The sequence below is a fragment of the Streptomyces sp. NBC_01268 genome (genome assembly GCF_036240795.1).
Taxonomy (GTDB): Bacteria; Actinomycetota; Actinomycetes; order Streptomycetales; family Streptomycetaceae; genus Streptomyces.
The window spans coordinates 6,690,327-6,706,934 of the sequence record NZ_CP108454.1 but is presented as its reverse complement, the minus strand read 5'-3'; the positions used below and the strand labels follow the sequence as shown (position 1 = coordinate 6,706,934).

Genomic DNA, 16,608 nt, shown 5'->3' with positions numbered 1-16,608 from the left:
GCCATACTGACGTATGCGCATCCGAGCGGCCGCACCGGCCGAACTCCCCCTGCTCCAGGACATCGAACGCGCCGCGGGCGAGGCCTTCCGCCCCCTGGGCATGGATGACATCGCCGACGACGAACCCCTGCCGCTGGACGTCCTGGAGGGCTACCGCAGCGCGGGCCGGGCCTGGGTCGCGGTGGACGCGGCCGACCGGCCCGTCGGGTACCTGCTGAGCGACACCGTGGACGGCGCCGCCCACATCGAACAGGTCTCGGTCCACCCGGACGCCGCCCGGCGCGGCGTCGGCCGGGCGCTGATCGAACACCTGGCGTCGGCCGCCCGGGAGCAGGGCCTCGCGGCGCTGACCCTGACGACCTTCACCGAGGTCCCGTGGAACGCCCCGTACTACGCCCGGCTCGGCTTCCGCCGTCTGGCGGAGGGCGATCCGGCGCTCAGCGAGGGCCTGCGGGAGATCAGCCGCGCGGAGGCGGCGCACGGACTGGCCGCCTGGCCCCGGGTCTGCATGCGCCGCGAGGTCGCGGAGCCGCAGACCCGGGAGCGGGTGCTCCCCGGGGAGCACCCCGGTGGACAGGCACGCCTCCGGGAGCAGGCACGCCCCCAGAAGCAGGCCGGTCAGCCCGCCCCGTAACGCTCCCGCAGCTCCACCTTCCGCACCTTCCCGCTCACCGTCATCGGGAACTCGCCCAGGATCTCCACGCGTCGGGGGATCTTGTAGTGCGCGAGGCGGTCACGGCAGAAGGCGGTGAGCTCGTCCAGGGTGGGCGGGTCGGCCGGGTCGCGCGGGATCACGCAGGCCAGGATCTCCTCGCCGTAGCGTGCGTCGGGGACGCCGACGACCTGGACGTCCCCGATCTTCGGGTGCGCGTAGAGGAACTCCTCGATCTCGCGCGGGTACACGTTCTCCCCGCCCCTGATGATCATGTCCTTGATCCGGCCGACGATCTGGACGTAGCCGTCCTCGCGGAGCACGGCGAGGTCGCCGGTGTGCATCCAGCGGCCCGGGTCGATCGCCTCGGCGGTCTTCTCGGGCTCGTCCCAGTAGCCGAGCATGACGCTGTAGCCGCGGGTGCACAGCTCGCCGGCGGTGCCGCGCGGGACGGTCAGGCCGGTGGCGGGGTCGACGACCTTCACCTCGACGTGCGGCATGACCCGGCCGACCGTGCCGGTGCGCCGCTCCAGGTCGTCGTCGCGCCGGGTCTGGGTGGAGACGGGCGAGGTCTCCGTCATGCCGTAGCAGATGGACACCTCGGCCATGTTCATCTCGGCGACCACCCGCTTCATGACCTCCACCGGGCACGGCGAGCCCGCCATGATCCCGGTGCGGAGGCTGGAGAGGTCGTACGAGGCGAAGTCGGGCAGGCCCAGTTCGGCGATGAACATCGTCGGCACGCCGTACAGGGAGGTGCAGCGTTCGTCCTGCACCGCGCGGAGGGTGGCGGCGGGGTCGAAGGACGGGGCCGGGATCACCATGCAGGCGCCGTGCGAGGTGGCGGCGAGGTTGCCCATGACCATGCCGAAGCAGTGGTAGAAGGGCACCGGGATGCAGATCCGGTCCTGCTCCGTGTAGGCGATCATCTCCCCGACGAAGTAACCGTTGTTGAGGATGTTGTGGTGGGAGAGGGTGGCACCCTTCGGGAAGCCCGTCGTCCCCGAGGTGTACTGGATGTTGACCGGTTCGTCGCAGGACGGCTCGGCCGGCCCGACGCCCTCCGGCGCGGTGCGCGCGAGGAGTTCGTCCCAGCTCGCGTCGCCGAAGTAGACCACCTCGCGCAGCTGCGGGCACGCCGGCCGCACTTCCTCGACCATCGCGCGGTAGTCGCTGGTCTTGTGCGCGAGGGAGGCGAACAGCAGGGTGATCCCGGCCTGGTCGAGGACGTACCGCAACTCGTGGGAGCGGTAGGCGGGGTTGATGTTGACCATGATGGCGCCGATGCGGGCGGTGGCGTACTGCACGAGCACCCACTCGGCGCAGTTGACCGCCCAGATGCCGACCCGGTCGCCCTTGCGGACCCCGCTGCCGAGGAGCGCGTCCGCCAGCCGGCCGACGTCGGCGCCGAACGCCGCGTACGTCCAGCGGCGTCCGCTCGGCACGTCGACGAGCGCCTCCCGGTCCGGCCAGGCGGCGACGGCCCGGTCGAGGTTGGCGCCGATGGTGTCGCCGAGGAGGGGCGTGGGGTCGGCGCCGTGCGCGTACGAGAGCGCGGCGGCGGAGGTGACGACGGGAGTGCTCACGCGAGGTCCCCCTCGGCGTACTCCGTGCCGCCCTGGCCCTCGGCGGTCAGCCGGCGCAGTTCCACGCGGCGGATCTTGCCGGACACGGTCTTGGGCAGGTCGGCGAACTCGATGCGGCGGATGCGCTTGTAGGGCGCGAGGACCTCGCGGGAGTGCGCGAAGAGCGCCTTCGCCGTGTCGGCGTCCGGCTGCCAGCCCGCCGCGAGGACGACGTACGCCTTGGGGACGGCGAGCCGCAGCGGGTCGGGGGCGGGGACGACGGCGGCCTCGGCGACGGCCTCGTGCTCCAGGAGCGCGCTCTCCAGCTCGAACGGGGAGATCTTGTAGTCGCTCGCCTTGAAGACGTCGTCGGCGCGCCCGACGTACGTGATGTAGCCGTCGGCGTCGCGGGAGCCGATGTCGCCGGTGCGGTAGTAGCCGCCGGCCATCGCCTCGGCCGTGCGCTCCGGGTCGCCGTGGTAGCCGGTCATCAGGCCCACCGGGTGGGCGGAGAGGTCGAGGCAGATCTCGCCCTCCTCGACGCCGGCGCTCCCGCTGACCGGGTCGACGAGGGTGACCACGTATCCGGGGCTCGGCCGGCCCATGGAGCCTTCCTTGAGCCGCTGCCCCGGGCTGTTGGAGACCTGGACGGCCGTCTCGGTCTGGCCGAAGCCGTCCCGGATGGTGACGCCCCAGGCACGCCGCACGGTCTCGATGACCTCGGGGTTGAGCGGTTCACCGGCGGCGACGACCTCGCGGGGCGGGGTGGCCAGCTGCCCGAGGTCGGCCTGGATGAGCATGCGCCACACGGTGGGCGGGGCGCAGAAGCTGGTGATGCCGTGCCGGTCCATCTCGGCCATCAGACGGGCCGGGTCGAAGCGGCTGTAGTTGTGGATGAAGACGGTCGCCTCGGCGTTCCAGGGGGCGAAGAGGTTGGACCAGGCGTGCTTGGCCCAGCCGGGCGAGGAGATGTTGAGGTGCACGTCACCGGGCTGGAGACCGATCCAGTACATGGTCGCCAGGTGCCCGACGGGGTACGAGATGTGGGTCTGCTCGACCAGCTTGGGGCGGGCGGTGGTGCCGGAGGTGAAGTAGAGCATGAGCGGGTCGTCGGCGAGGGTGACGCCGTCCGGGGCGAAGTCGGCGGACTCGCGGTAGGCGTCCTCGTAGCCGAGCCAGCCCACGCCGTCGCCGCCGACGACGATCCGGGTGTAGTCGCCGGGCACGTCGTCGAACTTGGCGGTGTCCTCGGCGCGGACCAGCACGTGACGGGCGCGGCCCCGGTCGACCCGGTCGCGCAGGTCGGCGGGGCCGAGCAGCGGGGTGGCGGGGATGACGACGGCGCGCAGCTTCATCGCGGCGAGCATGGTCTCCCACAGCTCGGCCTGGTTGCCGAGCATGACGATGATCCGGTCACCGGGGCGGACACCCTGGGCGCGCAGCCAGTTGGCGACCTGGTTGGAGCGGGCGGACATCTCCGCGAAGCTCAGCCGGGTCTCGGTGCCGTCCTCCTCGACGATGTGGAGGGCGGTGCGTCCGTTGCCGGCGGCGATGACGTCGAACCATTCGAGCGCCCAGTTGAAACGGTCGGGCCGGGGCCAGCTGAAACCCTCGTACGCCGTCTCGTAGTCCTCACGGTGCCGGAGCAGGAAGTCCCGGGCCTCCCGGAACCCCTGGGTCGCGTCCGTCGCGCTCGCTGCCGTCATGTGCCCTCCTCGTTGCGGGACCGGTCCCGGACATCGTGTAATCGGTGACCCAGGTCTCACTACCCCCGTTCGGGGGTGACCGCGCGGATCGGGCGGACGGGACCGCCCGGCCGGCCCGTCCGGCCGGTCGGGACAGGCCCGGTCCGTCCGGTCGGGCAGAAGGAGAGCGCACGGTGCCCGAGCACGTCGAATCGGTGGAACTGCGCGGCGCCCTGCTGCGGCTGCGCCGCACCACCGGTCTCCAGGTGGTGTTCGGGGGCCTGCTGCACGACGGGCGCGCGATGCGGATCGCGGAGCTGGACGGGGCGGTGACGCCCGCGCTGCGCGGGTTGACGATCTCGACCGGCTCGGGCCTGGGCGGGAAGTGCCTGGCCCTGTCGCGGCCGTGCGCGGTGACGGACTACGCCTCCTCCCGGCACATCACGCACGAGTACGACCTCCCCGTCTCGGCGGAGGGCCTGCGCTCCGTGATCGCGGTGCCCCTCGTCGTACGCCGCAAGGTGCGCGGGGTGCTGTACGGGGCGCTGCGCGACGCCCTGCCGATCGGCGAGCGGGTCTTCGACGCGGCGGTCGCGGCGGCCCGGGACGTGGAGCAGGCCTTCGCCGTACGGGACGAGGTGCGGGAGCTGCACGCGCGGGCGGCGAGCCCCGGCCCCTCTTGGGAGGAGGTGCGGCAGGCGTACGGGGAGCTGCGCGAACTGGCGCCGAAGGTGGCCGACCCGGAGCTGCGCGCCCGCCTGCTCGCGGTGTGCGGCCGCCTGGAGACGGCCTCCGGCGCCCCCGAGGGCGCCCCGGGGCGCGCGCCCGCACCGCTGCTGACCCCGCGTGAGACGGACGTACTGGCGGCGGTGGCCTCGGGCGCGACGAACGCGACGGCCGCCCAGCGGCTGGGGCTGCGCCCGGAGACGGTGAAGGGCTACCTGCGCTCGGCGATGCGGAAGCTGGGGGCGCACACGCGCCTGGAGGCGGTGGTGGCGGCGAGACGGGCGGGGGCGCTCCCGTGAGGCGCCGGGCGACTCAGGCCGGGGTCAGGACCGGCGAGACGGGCGGGGGCGCTCCCGTGAGGCGCCGGGCGACTCAGGCCGGGGTCAGGACCGGCGAGACGGGCGGGGGCGCTCCCGTGAGGCGCCGGGCGACTCAGGCCGGGGTCAGGACGACGTCGTACGGGACCCCTTCCCGTCCCGTGACCCGCAGCGTCCGCTCGGCCTCGGCGGTGAGCGCGGCGCGCTGGGCCCGGGTGAGCGCCCCGAACGGCTCGATCGTCAGCGTCGTCCGCTCCTTGCCCTCGTCGAGGCGCCACAGCCCGGCGAGGAACCCGTCGAGGAGGAAGACCCTGTGGGCCTGGTTGCCGGTCCAGGTGCGGCCCCGGAGGTCGGCGGGCACGACGCGGGTGCGGTCGGCGTGGGAGAGCAGGAGGTTGTCGAACTCGGGCAGGAAGCGCGCCGGCGCCGGGGTGTCCTCGTCGGGGCGGGACGCCTCGGGAAGGTCGAACAGCTCGGTGCCCTGCTCGTCGCGGAAGACGAGCAGCCGCGAGCGCAGCCGCTCGAAGGCGGGGCGCAGCCGGGTGAGTCCGGACCAGGTCTGCATGTCCTGCACCGAGGCGGGCCCGAAGGCGCCGAGGTAGCGCAGCACGGTCTCGTCGAGGGTGCCCTCGTCGACGACGCTGTCCACGACACCCCCCTCGCCGAACCAGGCCCGGACCGTCGTGAGCGAGACCTGCCCGCTGCGCCGCCACAGACCCCGGGGGGTGACCTGCACCATGAGCAGCAGACAGCGGGCGGCGATGGTCAGGGCCAGCGGGTCGGCGTCCGGCCAGACCTCCAGCAGATGGGCGCGCAGGTCCTTGGGCGGCCGGGGCCGCTCCTCGACGTAGGCGGTGGCGAGCGCGGTCAGCCGGTCGAGGTCGACGCCGTCGAGCCCCTTGCGGAACATCCGCAGCTCCCGGTCGATGGCCCCGGCCTGGACGAGCCGGCGCAGGACGACGGCGTCGCGGGCGGTGTGGGTGTGGACGGTGGACCGGAGCGAGACGATCCGGGCCACGGCGCGGGACTCCATGACCTCCGACAGCGCCTCGGGCCGGAAGCCGTCGAGGCGGGCGGCGAGGGCGTAGTACGGGGGCTTGGTGTTCTGGGCCTGGAGACCGACGAGGTGGTGCACGGCCTGCTCGGCGGAGAGCGGGGAGGGCGCGAGCAGCAGCTGGCGGTCGAGGGTGGCGCGGTTGAGGGCGCGGGTGCTGAGGACCGGGGACGTCGTCTTCGGGGCCATGGGGAACACGCTAGCGACGATCTAGGTCAGATACCGTCCTCAATGTGTGAGAGCCCCCAGGGAAAACCGCCGCCCCCGCCCAGGGAAGACGCCGACCCGCGCACCCTCCTCGGACATTCCCCCCTATATCCTGCACGGGACGACGCCCGCACCCGCCCCGCACCCCCTCCAGGAGGTGAACGCACATGTCCGACCGCCGCCCCCGCCCGACCTGGCGCCGCCAGCCGGAGCAACCGCCCGCGGCACACCAGCCGTCGCCCTCCCCCGCCTCTCCGGCGCCCGCGGAGCAGCGGCAGAGCGTCACACAGGCCACCCTCTACCGCGACGGCCGGCACGTCTCCTCCCCCGCCACGCTCGCGGAGACCTTCCGCCAGCTGCGCGAGCACCCCGACGGCATGGCCTGGATCGGCCTGCACCGCCCGACGGAGAAGGAACTCCACTCGCTGGCCGCCGAGTTCGACCTGCACGAACTGGCCGTCGAGGACGCGATGGAGGCCCACCAGCGCCCGAAACTGGAGCGGTACGGAGACACGCTCTTCGTCGTCCTGCGGGCCGCCCGCTACCTGGACGCGCAGGAGGAGGTGGACTTCGGCGAACTCCACGTCTTCGTCGGCCCCGACTTCGTGATCACCGTCCGGCACGGCGCCGCCCCGGACCTCTCCGCGGTCCGCCGCCGCATGGAGGAGGACCCCGACCTGCTCGCGCTCGGCCCGGAGGCGGTGCTGTACGCGATCCTGGACGCGGTGGTCGACGGCTACGCCCCGGTGGTGGCCGGCGTCCAGAACGACATCGACGAGATCGAGACCGAGGTCTTCGGCGGCGACCCCGCGGTGTCCCGCCGCATCTACGAACTCTCCCGTGAGATGGTCGAGTTCCAACGCGCCACCCGCCCCCTGGTGGGCATGCTCCACGGCCTGATGGCGGGCTTCGCCAAGTACGGCACGGACGAGGAACTCCAGCGCTACCTCCGCGACGTGGCCGACCACGTCACCCACACCAGCGAACGCGTCGACGGCTTCCGCCAGGCCCTGACGGAGATCCTCACGGTCAACGCGACCCTGGTCACGCAGCAGCAGAACGCGGAGATGCGCGCGCTGGCGGAGGCGGGCTTCGAGCAGAACGAGGAGATCAAGAAGATCTCCTCCTGGGCCGCCATCTTGTTTGCACCCACATTGGTGGGAACGATCTACGGAATGAACTTCGACCACATGCCGGAGCTGCACTGGGCGGGCGGGTATCCGTTCGCGGTGGTGCTGATGGCGGTGGTGTGCACGAGTCTGTACGTGGTCTTCAAGAAGAAGGACTGGCTGTAGCGGAGCCCCAGTACCGCCCCCTCCAGGCACTCGGCAGCGGAGGTCGGCTGTCACCGGCGGAAGGCCGTGAGCCGAACCTGAACGCCCCACCGTTCCAGGCGAACGTGATGCCGGACATCCACCCGCCGACCGAGGGTCTGGTGGCACCGGAACCCGTTCGGGGCTGCCACGTGCAGGCGAAGGACTACGCCACGAGGCCGTCGGCACTGACCGCGTCTTCCGCCTGAACGGGCCTCGCGTCGAGGCGTTCTCCGGCGTGGACGAGGAGGTCTTCCGACTCCTCGCCAGGGGCGACATCGAGGAATACCGCGCCCTCGTCCACGCGAGCCGCCACGTCCGCCCCCGCCTCACCTTCGACAAGGACTGGGGCGGCCCCGTCCCCGTCCACGCCGACGGATCGGCCCTGCGGCAGGACGACGTACACGCTGGCTCAGAGCGACGCCTCGACTCCGAGGCTTCCGTCGCCGACGGCCCCCCTCAGCACGTGGGCGATCTCCTCGGGCTTGAGGTCGATGCCGTCGAGCCCCTCCAGGGTCAGCGGGACCTCCTCCAGCGCGTACTCGCCGCGGCCTTCGGCACTGAACTCGGGACCGGTACGGTCGTCGAAGGACCAGGTCGCGATCCGGGCGAGGTAGAAGAGCTGGCGCTCGTCGTCGGCCTCCATCGTGTGGAGGAGGCGGATGATGTCGGCCTTCCCCGCGATCTCCTCGTGGATCTCCCGGTGGAGGGCGGCCTCCCGGGACTCGTCGCTGGGCTCGACACCGCCGCCGGGCAGGACCCAGTACTCGGGGATGCCGGGCCGGGTGCGGCGGATGACCAGCATCGTGTCGTCGGCGGTGACGAGGACGGCGCGGACTCGTTCGATCATCTCGGTTCGTCTCCTTGCTTGTTGATGTCTCAGTGGAACAGCCGGCCGCCGTCGACGTGGACGGACTGCCCCGTGATGAACGAGGCGGAGGGGCCCACGAGGAACGCCATCAAGGCCGAGGGCGTTGACGCTGCCGATGTTCACGATCCGGCCCCAGCGGCGCTCGACCATGCCGGGCGTGAATGCGTGGCAGGTGCGGTAGTGGGCGGTGAGGTTCACCCCGAGGGCGTAGTTCCAGGCGACCTGCAGGGCACGTCCGGGTGCAGGGGTGCCAGGAGTCGGCGCACCTCGTCCTGGTTGGCCACGGTGGGCCGGTCTCCGATGCGGATGGCCATCGGGAAGCGGTCCTCGTCGACGAGCCGGTTGACCTGTGCGTGGAGGTGGCGCTGGTACGCCGCGCAGGTGTCGGTGACGGTGACCTCGTGGGCCATGCTCCGGCGGGTGCCTTCCTCCGGGTCGTCGCAGTGCAGGAGGACGAGTGCGCGCTCGCTCTCCTCGTCGACCCGCAGGTCGGTCTCGTACGGGGCCAGCAGGAGCCGGGCCCGGTACGCGGCCTGCTCGGCGCCCAGGTCCTCCCGTACGGCCACGGTCGCGGCGACGGACGCCCCCGGCATCGGGATGCCCCGGTCCAGCAGGCGCACGGGCGCGGAGAAGGGGTTCCGGGAGCGTTCGAGGTAGGAGGTGGCGAGGACGTCGGCGACCTCTTGGACCGGGCCGGTCTCGAACCACCAGCGGGTCATGCCGCCGGCCTTGATGGCGGCCCAGCGCGGGTCGTAGTGGTCGAGCGGACCCGCGGAGGTCGCGGCCCGTCCCATGCGCCGGGCGAGGACTCCGAATCTGTTTCGTCTTCCCTGTTGTCGGAGCCGCTGAACGCGACCGACACGGGCAGGGGGTACGTGTCGCTGCGATGTGGACTGGACATCGGCTTCCCTTCGACCCGCTCGGCGGGGCAGAGAAGCCGTAGCGCCCCGTCACCGTGATTCGCTGACGGGGCGACGGGTGTAGCCCGACCAAGCTCAGGGCTGGTCGCCGATGTAGCGGAAGATCTCGTGGTTGGCGTTGACGCCCCAGACGGTTCCGTCGGCCGCGGCGCTGAAGTCGGTCGGACCACCGGGGACGTTGTGCCACGGAGTGGCGTCGTCGTTGGTGAACCTGTAGATCCCCCCGTCGGGATTGATGCCCCACACGTTGGACCGGGATGTGGGCGTCAGCAGCTGGTCTCCAAGTCGCGGCGCAGCAACCTCGGATCGAGGAACTGCTGCGCGCACAGGAGACCTTCGTGGAGGAGCCGTTCGACATGCTGCTGGACGAGCTGGGCTTCCCTGAAGCTGCTCTGCGTGGACGAGAAGTCGCAGATCCAGGCGCTGGAACGGTCCCAGCCCGTCCTGCCGATGGTGCCAGGCGTCCCCGACCTGCAGGTTCATCCGATCCTGGACGACTACGCGACCCACAAGACACCCGACATCAAGAAGTGGCCGCTGGCCCACCCGCGGTTCCACCTGTACTTCACTCCCACCTGCCGACGAATCTCTGACTCAGATCACTAGGTGGCGCTCGACGCTCCGGCCATCATCGGACCGCCGCTCGGCGGCTTATCTGCAGGCCATTTGCAGTGCACCTGTGCATTCACCGGCATCCCCATTGCAGCAATTCAACGGCTTCGACCTGGGAAGTCGGCCGACCCCGGCCTCGACTTGATTGACCCACGCATGACCGAAACATAGCCTTCCCCGTGCCGGGACGCCGGGCGGTGCCTGTCGAGAAACCGCTCCTCACGCAGCTCGTCCATCGTGTGACGAAGCAGCACCCTGCCGCGCCACTGGCTCGCGGCCTCCCCTGACAAGCCGTGGGTCGCGACGGACCGTTCAGGCGGCGAGCGCGGGGCGCTTCGCGAACCGGCCAACCAACCTACACATCAGGGGGTTTCATGATTGTCGTGACGGGTGCAACCGGGAATGTCGGTCAGGAGCTCGTACGGATCCTGGTCGGAGCCGGCGCGCGGGTAACGGCCGTTTCTCGTCGCAGATCTCAACTACCGGACGGCGTGCGGCACATGGAGGCAGATCTCGCCGATCCACCGAGCCTTGCTGCCGCCCTCGAAGGAGCCGACGCGCTGTTCCTGCTCGTCGCCGGAGAGGATCCGGAGGGCATCCTCGGCCTTGCCGAGGCGGCTGGGGTGCGGCGCGTCGTCCTGCTGTCCTCCCAGGGGGCCGGGACGCGGCCGGAGGTCTACCGACACCCCGTCGCGTTCGAGGGCGCTGTACGCGGCTCGGGTCTCGCCTGGACGATCCTGCGGTCCGGTGGACTGAACTCGAACGCCTTCGCCTGGGCCGGGTCCATCCGTACGGAACGAACGGCCGCCGCGCCGTTCGGCGATGTCGGGCTGCCCACCGTCGACCCGGCGGACGTCGCCGAGGTCGCGGCTGTGGTCCTGCGCGGGGGCGGCCACGCGGGCAGCACGTACGACCTCACCGGCCCCGCTCCGGTCACCCCTCGCGAGCGGGCCGAGGCGATCGGCGAGGCCCTGGGCACTCCCGTGCGGTTCATCGAGCAGAGCCGCGCCGAGGCCCGCGCGCAGATGCTGTCCTTCATGCCCGAACCGGTGGTGGAGGGAACCCTCGCCATCCTCGGCGAGCCGCTGCCCGCCGAACAGGAGACGAGCTCCGCCGTCGAGCGCATCCTCGGCCGGGCGCCGCGCACCTTCGCCGACTGGGCCGCACGCGCCGCCCCCGCATTCCGGTGAACTAGCGCTACCAGCCGCACACTTGAAAGGCTCCGTCGTCTTGCCCGTTCAGCCCGTACTCGACTCCACCATGTTCCACCGGGAGCTCGGCGCCGGAGCGCCGATGGTCTTCCTGCACGGCAACCCCACCTCCTCCCACCTGTGGCGGGACGTCCTCCCCGCCGTCGGCGAACCGGGCCGCCTGCTGGCCCCGGACCTGATCGGCATGGGCGAGTCGGGCAAGCCCGACATCGCCTACACCTTCGCCGACCAGGCCCGCTATCTGGACGCCTGGTTCGACGCGCTTGGCCTCGACGAGGTGGTCCTGGTCGGACACGACTGGGGCGGCGCCCTCGCCTTCGACTGGGCCGCCCGGCATCCCGGACGCGTACGTGGCATCGCGTTCACCGAGACCATCATCAAGCCGATGGCCTGGGAGGAGTTCCCCGAAGGCGGTCGCCCGCTGTTCGAGGCGATCAAGACGCCCGGGGTCGGCGAGGCCTTGATCCTGGACGACAACGCCTTCATCGAGCAGGCACTGCCTGGCACCGTCGCCACCCCGCTCAACCCGGCCGACCTGGACGTCTACCGTCGCCCGTACCCCACCCGGGAGAGCCGCCGCCCACTGCTGCAGTGGCCGCGCTCGATGCCACTGGGAGGCGAACCCGCCGACGTCGTGGCCAGGATCCAGGCCTACGACACGTGGCTGGCGGCCAGCGCGGACGTGCCCAAACTGCTCCTCACCTTCGCGGCCGGCCCTGGAGCCATGATGGGCCCGGCGATCGTCGACTGGTGCGCGGCGAACATCGCCGGCCTGGAGATCGAGCACCACGACGCGGTCGCCGGCCACCACACCCCGGAGGACCAGCCCCGAACGATCGGCGCCGCCATCGCCGCCTGGGCCGACCGGCACGAGTTCCGCTGAGGCGGACGACCACAGCACGACGAAGACCCCGAGACTGCTACCGAGGAGAAATCGCATGACCGCACAGCGCAAGATCACGGCCGGGCTGTTCATCTCGCTGGACGGCGTCGTGGAGGCGCCGGACACCTGGCACTTCCCGTACCTGAACGACGAGATGGAAGCCGCCGTCGGCGAGATGTTCGCCGGGGCGGACACGCTGCTGCTGGGCCGGAAGACCTACGAGTCGTTCGCCGCTGCCTGGCCGCAGCGGAGCGGCGAGATGGCCGACGGCATCAACGGCATCCGCAAGCTGGTCGCGTCCACCACCCTGACCGGGACCGACTGGAACAACTCCACCCTCATCGAGGGCGATGTCATCACCGCGGTCAAGGACCTCAAGCAGCAGCCGGGCGGAACCATCAACCTGACCGGCAGCATCGCCCTGACCCGCACCCTGCTGGTGGCCGGGCTCGTCGACGAACTGCGGCTGCTGGTCCACCCGATCGCGCTGGGCACCGGGCTGCGCCTGTTCCCGGAAGGTACTGCCCGGGTGCCGCTCCGGCTCGCCCGTTCGGCCACCTTCGCCACCGGCGTGCTGGACCTCACCTACCAGCCGGCCTGACTCGAACCACCCGCCACCGAGGCCGGACAGCGCGAGCGTCGTCGCTCCGCTTCGAAGAAGACGCTCCGAAGAAGATCCGACCGACTGTGAGCAAGCGTGAGAGAGGCGATAGCCGGACCGGGCGATGCCCGGATCCGTCGGGTGGAGATCGCCGGGAGGGAACCGGCCCGGGTGTCGGTCCACGGCGCCGGCGGACAGGCGGCGGCGTACTTCACCCACGTGGTGACCCGGCCGCCGTTGGCCGGCCGGCGCACGCTGATGGCGGATCTCCTGGGGTCCGGGCTCAGCGACCGGCCCGCGGACCTCGGCTACCGGTTGGAGGACCACGCCGACGCCCTGACGATCCCGCGCACGCTCCTCGTCGGGGCGCTCTCGCAGCCGCCGGCGGGTACGGCGGAGCTGGAAGCCGTCGGCGTCCGGGGCGTCACCGTCCCTGACGCCGGACACAACATCGTGCTCGACAACCCGCAGGCGTTCGCCGAGCACGTCGCGTCCGTCTGAATCGGCCACCCCGGCCGACGGCCCGCCGCCCCGTGAGGGGTGCCGGGCCGTCGGCCGGGGTTGAGAGGGTTCAATGGCGCGGCACTCAGGCGAACAGCTCGGCGAGCAGCTCGGGACCGAGGGCGATGGGGGGGGCGTCGTGCGAGCCGGAGAGGGCGACGCCGGCTTTGAACACCTCAGGGAAGTCCAGCATCGCCCGCGCCGCGGCGAACCCGCCGCCGGAGTGGCCGAACACGCCGATCCGGTCCGGGTCCGTCCACGGCCGGGTCTCGGCCAGTTGCCGCAGCGCCGCGACGTGGTCGGCCAGGCAGCCCGCGTCGGCCGGCCGGCCGTAGGAGGCGTCGTGAAATGCCTTGCTCCGCCCCGGAGTGCCGCGCCCGTCCAGCGCCACCACCACGAAGCCCAGCACCGCGAGGGGTTCGGCGTCCATGCCCATCCCGCCGGGGTCGAAGCACGGGGCGACCCGGTTGACCTGCGGGCCGGGGTAGACGTTGTCCACCACGGCGTAGCGCTGGGTGGGGTCGAACCCGCGCGGCCGGTACAGCACGCCGTAGATGTCGGTCACCCCGTCGGCTGCCTTGACGCGGAACCGTTCGGGCGGCGTCCAGCCGGTGGCGGTGAGCTTGCCGATGTCGGCGCGCTCCCACTCGACCAGCACCCAGCGCCAGTACGCGCCGAGTGCACCGAACTCCACGACGTTCCCAGCCGGTTGGATGGCCGGGAACGGCAGGGCCTCGGGGTCGACCTGTTGTCCGGAGGCGGCGGCCAGCGCGGCGGCGAGCCGGGCACGGCCGAAGGCCGGCCCGCGGGTACCCGCCGCCGGGTCGACCAGCACGAACCGCCAGCCGACGCCGTTGCCCACCGCGTACCAGAACCGGTCGCCGCCGTCGATCCACTGCGGCCTGACCTTGTCGCCGACGACGAGCTCGCCGGGGCGGGCGGGCCGCCGCAGGAGCTGCTCCGCGGCCTGGTAGTCCTGCATGGTGCTCATTGTTCCGTGCTTCCTGGGTGCCGCATCCGGGCATGGCGACGCCACGGTGGTGTCGGCGCCGCGGGGGTGGTGAGGGCCTGGGAGGCTCGATGGATGACTCTGGCCGTCTCGCGAGCAGGGTGACGTGATGCTGCGTCAGAGGCTGCGGGCGGTGGTGGCGCGGATGGTCAGGGCGGGGGTGCCGTCGGTGTTCTGGAGGGCGTTGTGGATCCGGCACACCGTGGTGCCGGCATCGAGGCTGGCGGAGACTCCGTGGGCGGCGCCGATGGCCAGGTCGCCGGACACGGTGCGCAGCGACACCACGCCGTGCACAGCTTCGGTGATGTGGATGTCGCCCTTCTCGGTGTCGATCTCGCCGGGGGCGCCGAGGCGGCCGACCGTGATGTCACCAGCGACGAGGGCGAGGCCGGGCGCTCGCGGTCTCGTCAAGCTTGACGGCGCCGTTCGAGCCTTCGAAGGTGACGTCGCCGAGCCGTCCGTCGCCGAGGAGTTCGGCGTTCGCCGACGTCACCTGGACGCGGGAGCCGGTGGGCAGCCGGACGGTCACCTCGACCGACCCGGCGCTGCCGAGGACCCGGTTCTTCGCCTCCGACGCCTCGATCCGCAGGACGCCGTCGACGTAGGCGATCTCGGTCTGCTCCGCCGCCTTCACGTCGCGGCCCTTCGAGGCATCCAGGGGCAGGACCTCGACCGTGGTGTCGGTGCGGTCGGCGGCGATGGTCCGGATCCGCCCGGCGGGGATGTCGAGGACGACGGAGACCGGGGCGGGGGTGTCGAACTCCTGCATGGCGCTCTCCCGTGTTCCGCTGTTTCCGATATCAGAAACGCTACGTTGCCTTCGAGTGTTACGCAACATGCAAGTTGCAGATTGCGCCTATCCATCCAGGTCAAGCGAACTAATCGTTGCAATGGAATAGAATTCAATGCAACGAGAGCCTCATGGTCGTTGCATTGAGCGGACGGTGAACGCTAGGTTCGGCGCCTCAGGGAAACGTGAAGGGAGACCGCGATGCCGGGAGGCAGGCTCACTCAGCAGGAACGTCGGCGGATCGCACTGGGGCTGGCCGACGGCCTCGCCTACGCGGAGATCGCCAGGCGCCTCGACCGTCCGGCCTCGACCATCACGCGCGAGGTGATGCGCAACGGTGGTCCCACCGCCTACCGCGCCGACCTGGCCCACCGCGCCACCGAACGCCGGGCCCGCCGCCGAAGGCAGGGCACGCCCCGAGGAACGCAAGCGCGCCCGCCCGTCCGCGGACGCCACATAGAAGCCGTGCGGGAGTACGAGGGGACGTTCACCGACGTCCTCGTGGCCGCGGGCCTGCCCTCGATGATGGCCCGCGTCATGGCCTGCCTCACCCTCGCCGAGGCCGGCAGCCTCACCGCGGCCGAACTCGCCCGGCACCTCCAGGTCAGCCCGGCATCCGTCTCCAAGGCGGTCGCGTTCCTCGACGGCCAGGGCCTCATCCGCCGGGAACGTGGTGAACGCCGCCACGAGCGCTACACCGTCGACGACGAGGTCTGGTACCGGACGATGATGGCGAGCGCCCGTTCCACCGCCCGGCTCGTCGAAGCCGCACGGCAAGGCGTCGGTGTCCTCGGTTCCCACAGCCGGGCCGCCGCGCGTCTTGGGGACATCGCCCACGTCCTCGACTTCGTCTCCGAGAGCCTCAGCCGGACCGCGATGCAGGCCCGCGAGATCCTCCGCGCGAATGCCGAAGCGGCCTCAGGCGGCACGTGACGACCCGGCGGTGGATTCCGCGCGGGAACGCGGGCCGCACGTGGACCCTCGACATCCGTGGCGCGCCTGGGGCTGTTCATGTCGGTGGCACGGCCTGACGGGCGTGACGCGGGGTCAGGTCCCGGCGGGAGGAATCCACTCCGCGAGCTGGACCACGACGCCGTCGGGGTCGGTGAGCTCCAGCAGCTGTTCGCCCCAAGACTCGTGGTGCAGGGGGGTGGTGATGTTGGCGCCTTCCCGCTGCACTCGCGCGTACTCGGCGGCGACATCGGTGACGGCGAAGGACACCAGCACCCCGACCGGCCCGCGGCCGGGCGGCAGTTCGAGGTCGCGCTGCCGTAGCAGGATGTCCGGGGCGGCGTCGTCGCGGCCGTTCTGGGCCCGCCCGGACGTCGCCTGGCTGCCCGTCCCCGACATGTACTCCCTGACCCATGGGCCCGTTTGGCGCGGCGCGACCGAGACCGACATGATCCGCGCCTTCGCCGCCGTCGTACGCGACCTCGGCGAGTTCCAACAGGACGCACCCCAGGCGCGTTGAGCGGCCCGGGCACGAGCAATCACCCAGCCGAGCGCTGGTCCCGCGTCTGAACGGCGAGCGAGTCTCCACTGCCATGGCCGGCAGCCACCCCGGCGGTGCGGCACCGAAGCGCCCTCCCCTTCGCGCGTGCCCGGTCCACCTGACGTCCGAACCGGCACGCCACCGCGCACCGCCACCACCCACCGCGACCGCCACCCCGCACCGCCCGCCCCCACCGCCA

Annotated in this window: 18 protein-coding genes and 2 pseudogenes; 10 read left to right on the top strand and 10 right to left on the bottom strand. The window is 71.7% G+C overall.

What is annotated here, in order from left to right:
• The first annotated feature begins 13 nt into the window (after window positions 1-13).
• A complete protein-coding gene (locus OG309_RS30140) occupies window positions 14-634 on the top strand; it encodes a GNAT family N-acetyltransferase (RefSeq protein WP_329425590.1) in 621 nt (206 codons plus the stop codon).
• Here OG309_RS30140 and OG309_RS30135 read toward each other — a convergent pair.
• Window positions 619-2,238 carry an AMP-binding protein gene (locus tag OG309_RS30135; protein ID WP_329425589.1) on the bottom strand — a complete coding sequence of 540 codons (1,620 nt, stop codon included), beginning with the start codon at window positions 2,236-2,238 and terminating at the stop codon, window positions 619-621. The genes OG309_RS30140 and OG309_RS30135 overlap by 16 nt on opposite strands.
• On the bottom strand, window positions 2,235-3,923 hold the full coding sequence (locus tag OG309_RS30130; RefSeq protein WP_329425587.1) for an AMP-binding protein: 1,689 nt from the start codon (window positions 3,921-3,923) through the stop codon (window positions 2,235-2,237). Before OG309_RS30130 ends, OG309_RS30135 begins: the two co-directional genes overlap by 4 nt.
• Window positions 3,924-4,096: 173 nt before the next feature.
• Between OG309_RS30130 and OG309_RS30125 the strand changes: the two genes are divergently transcribed.
• Window positions 4,097-4,927, top strand: a complete 831-nt coding sequence (locus OG309_RS30125) for a helix-turn-helix transcriptional regulator (RefSeq protein WP_329425584.1) — start codon at window positions 4,097-4,099, stop codon at window positions 4,925-4,927.
• Between the two features lie 133 nt (window positions 4,928-5,060).
• On the opposite strand, the gene OG309_RS30120 is transcribed toward OG309_RS30125, so the two are convergent.
• Entirely contained in the window at window positions 5,061-6,188 is a 1,128-nt protein-coding gene (locus OG309_RS30120; protein ID WP_329425582.1) for a winged helix DNA-binding domain-containing protein, read from the bottom strand.
• 185 nt (window positions 6,189-6,373) lie between these two features.
• On the opposite strand from OG309_RS30120, the gene OG309_RS30115 reads away from it, so the two are divergent.
• Complete coding sequence (locus tag OG309_RS30115) at window positions 6,374-7,501, top strand: magnesium and cobalt transport protein CorA (RefSeq protein WP_329425580.1); 1,128 nt, start codon at window positions 6,374-6,376, stop codon at window positions 7,499-7,501.
• 184 nt (window positions 7,502-7,685) lie between these two features.
• Here OG309_RS30115 and OG309_RS30110 read toward each other — a convergent pair whose 3' ends face one another.
• From OG309_RS30110 to OG309_RS30095, 4 genes are all read right to left on the bottom strand, one after another.
• Window positions 7,686-7,925: a hypothetical protein gene (locus tag OG309_RS30110; RefSeq protein ID WP_329425578.1), complete on the bottom strand. Its 240-nt coding sequence runs from the start codon at window positions 7,923-7,925 to the stop codon at window positions 7,686-7,688.
• 6 nt (window positions 7,926-7,931) lie between these two features.
• On the bottom strand, window positions 7,932-8,369 hold the full coding sequence (locus tag OG309_RS30105; RefSeq protein ID WP_329428604.1) for an NUDIX hydrolase: 438 nt from the start codon (window positions 8,367-8,369) through the stop codon (window positions 7,932-7,934).
• A gap of 215 nt (window positions 8,370-8,584) precedes the next feature.
• The gene (locus OG309_RS30100; protein ID WP_329425576.1) at window positions 8,585-9,184 is read right to left on the bottom strand and encodes a hypothetical protein; all 600 of its coding nucleotides are present in this window, start codon (window positions 9,182-9,184) and stop codon (window positions 8,585-8,587) included.
• Between the two features lie 201 nt (window positions 9,185-9,385).
• Window positions 9,386-9,556 carry a tectonin domain-containing protein gene (locus tag OG309_RS30095; protein ID WP_329425575.1) on the bottom strand — a complete coding sequence of 57 codons (171 nt, stop codon included), beginning with the start codon at window positions 9,554-9,556 and terminating at the stop codon, window positions 9,386-9,388.
• A gap of 141 nt (window positions 9,557-9,697) precedes the next feature.
• On the opposite strand from OG309_RS30095, the pseudogene OG309_RS30090 reads away from it, so the two are divergent.
• The 5 genes and pseudogenes from OG309_RS30090 to OG309_RS30070 all read left to right on the top strand — a co-directional run.
• A pseudogene (locus tag OG309_RS30090) lies at window positions 9,698-9,886 on the top strand (IS630 family transposase); the annotation flags it as partial.
• Window positions 9,887-10,296: 410 nt separating this feature from the next.
• Window positions 10,297-11,112: an SDR family oxidoreductase gene (locus OG309_RS30085; protein ID WP_329425573.1), complete on the top strand. Its 816-nt coding sequence runs from the start codon at window positions 10,297-10,299 to the stop codon at window positions 11,110-11,112.
• A gap of 40 nt (window positions 11,113-11,152) precedes the next feature.
• A complete protein-coding gene (locus tag OG309_RS30080) occupies window positions 11,153-12,016 on the top strand; it encodes a haloalkane dehalogenase (RefSeq protein WP_329425571.1) in 864 nt (287 codons plus the stop codon).
• Window positions 12,017-12,071: 55 nt separating this feature from the next.
• On the top strand, window positions 12,072-12,617 hold the full coding sequence (locus tag OG309_RS30075) for a dihydrofolate reductase family protein (RefSeq protein ID WP_329425569.1): 546 nt from the start codon (window positions 12,072-12,074) through the stop codon (window positions 12,615-12,617).
• Between the two features lie 96 nt (window positions 12,618-12,713).
• Window positions 12,714-13,118 (top strand): alpha/beta fold hydrolase, encoded by a 405-nt coding sequence (locus OG309_RS30070; RefSeq protein ID WP_329425567.1) that lies wholly within the window; start codon window positions 12,714-12,716, stop codon window positions 13,116-13,118.
• A gap of 85 nt (window positions 13,119-13,203) precedes the next feature.
• Here the strand turns inward: OG309_RS30070 and OG309_RS30065 are convergent, their stop codons facing one another.
• Both OG309_RS30065 and OG309_RS30060 read right to left on the bottom strand, forming a co-directional pair.
• On the bottom strand, window positions 13,204-14,109 hold the full coding sequence (locus tag OG309_RS30065) for an alpha/beta hydrolase family protein (protein WP_329425566.1): 906 nt from the start codon (window positions 14,107-14,109) through the stop codon (window positions 13,204-13,206).
• Between the two features lie 135 nt (window positions 14,110-14,244).
• Window positions 14,245-14,896: pseudogene (locus OG309_RS30060) on the bottom strand (DUF4097 family beta strand repeat-containing protein).
• A gap of 222 nt (window positions 14,897-15,118) precedes the next feature.
• Here OG309_RS30060 and OG309_RS30055 point away from each other — a divergent pair.
• Window positions 15,119-15,850: a helix-turn-helix domain-containing protein gene (locus tag OG309_RS30055; protein WP_329425564.1), complete on the top strand. Its 732-nt coding sequence runs from the start codon at window positions 15,119-15,121 to the stop codon at window positions 15,848-15,850.
• A gap of 114 nt (window positions 15,851-15,964) precedes the next feature.
• Here OG309_RS30055 and OG309_RS30050 read toward each other — a convergent pair whose 3' ends face one another.
• Complete coding sequence (locus OG309_RS30050; protein WP_329425562.1) at window positions 15,965-16,267, bottom strand: VOC family protein; 303 nt, start codon at window positions 16,265-16,267, stop codon at window positions 15,965-15,967.
• Between OG309_RS30050 and OG309_RS30045 the strand changes: the two genes are divergently transcribed.
• Window positions 16,266-16,388 carry a hypothetical protein gene (locus OG309_RS30045; protein ID WP_329425560.1) on the top strand — a complete coding sequence of 41 codons (123 nt, stop codon included), beginning with the start codon at window positions 16,266-16,268 and terminating at the stop codon, window positions 16,386-16,388. The genes OG309_RS30050 and OG309_RS30045 overlap by 2 nt on opposite strands.
• Window positions 16,389-16,608: the final 220 nt, after the last annotated feature.

Bases quoted from the DNA above. Each gene is read 5' to 3' on its own strand.
- OG309_RS30140 (WP_329425590.1), top strand. From the start codon at position 14: ATGCGCATCCGAGCGGCCGCACCGGCCGAACTCCCCCTGCTCCAGGAC.
- OG309_RS30130 (WP_329425587.1), bottom strand. From the start codon at position 3,923: ATGACGGCAGCGAGCGCGACGGACGCGACCCAGGGGTTCCGGGAGGCC.
- OG309_RS30120 (WP_329425582.1), bottom strand. From the start codon at position 6,188: ATGGCCCCGAAGACGACGTCCCCGGTCCTCAGCACCCGCGCCCTCAAC.
- OG309_RS30115 (WP_329425580.1), top strand. From the start codon at position 6,374: ATGTCCGACCGCCGCCCCCGCCCGACCTGGCGCCGCCAGCCGGAGCAA.
- OG309_RS30105 (WP_329428604.1), bottom strand. From the start codon at position 8,369: ATGATCGAACGAGTCCGCGCCGTCCTCGTCACCGCCGACGACACGATG.
- OG309_RS30100 (WP_329425576.1), bottom strand. From the start codon at position 9,184: ATGGGACGGGCCGCGACCTCCGCGGGTCCGCTCGACCACTACGACCCG.
- OG309_RS30085 (WP_329425573.1), top strand. From the start codon at position 10,297: ATGATTGTCGTGACGGGTGCAACCGGGAATGTCGGTCAGGAGCTCGTA.
- OG309_RS30075 (WP_329425569.1), top strand. From the start codon at position 12,072: ATGACCGCACAGCGCAAGATCACGGCCGGGCTGTTCATCTCGCTGGAC.
- OG309_RS30065 (WP_329425566.1), bottom strand. From the start codon at position 14,109: ATGAGCACCATGCAGGACTACCAGGCCGCGGAGCAGCTCCTGCGGCGG.
- OG309_RS30055 (WP_329425564.1), top strand. From the start codon at position 15,119: ATGCCGGGAGGCAGGCTCACTCAGCAGGAACGTCGGCGGATCGCACTG.
- OG309_RS30045 (WP_329425560.1), top strand. From the start codon at position 16,266: ATGTACTCCCTGACCCATGGGCCCGTTTGGCGCGGCGCGACCGAGACC.
- OG309_RS30050 (WP_329425562.1), bottom strand. From the start codon at position 16,267: ATGTCGGGGACGGGCAGCCAGGCGACGTCCGGGCGGGCCCAGAACGGC.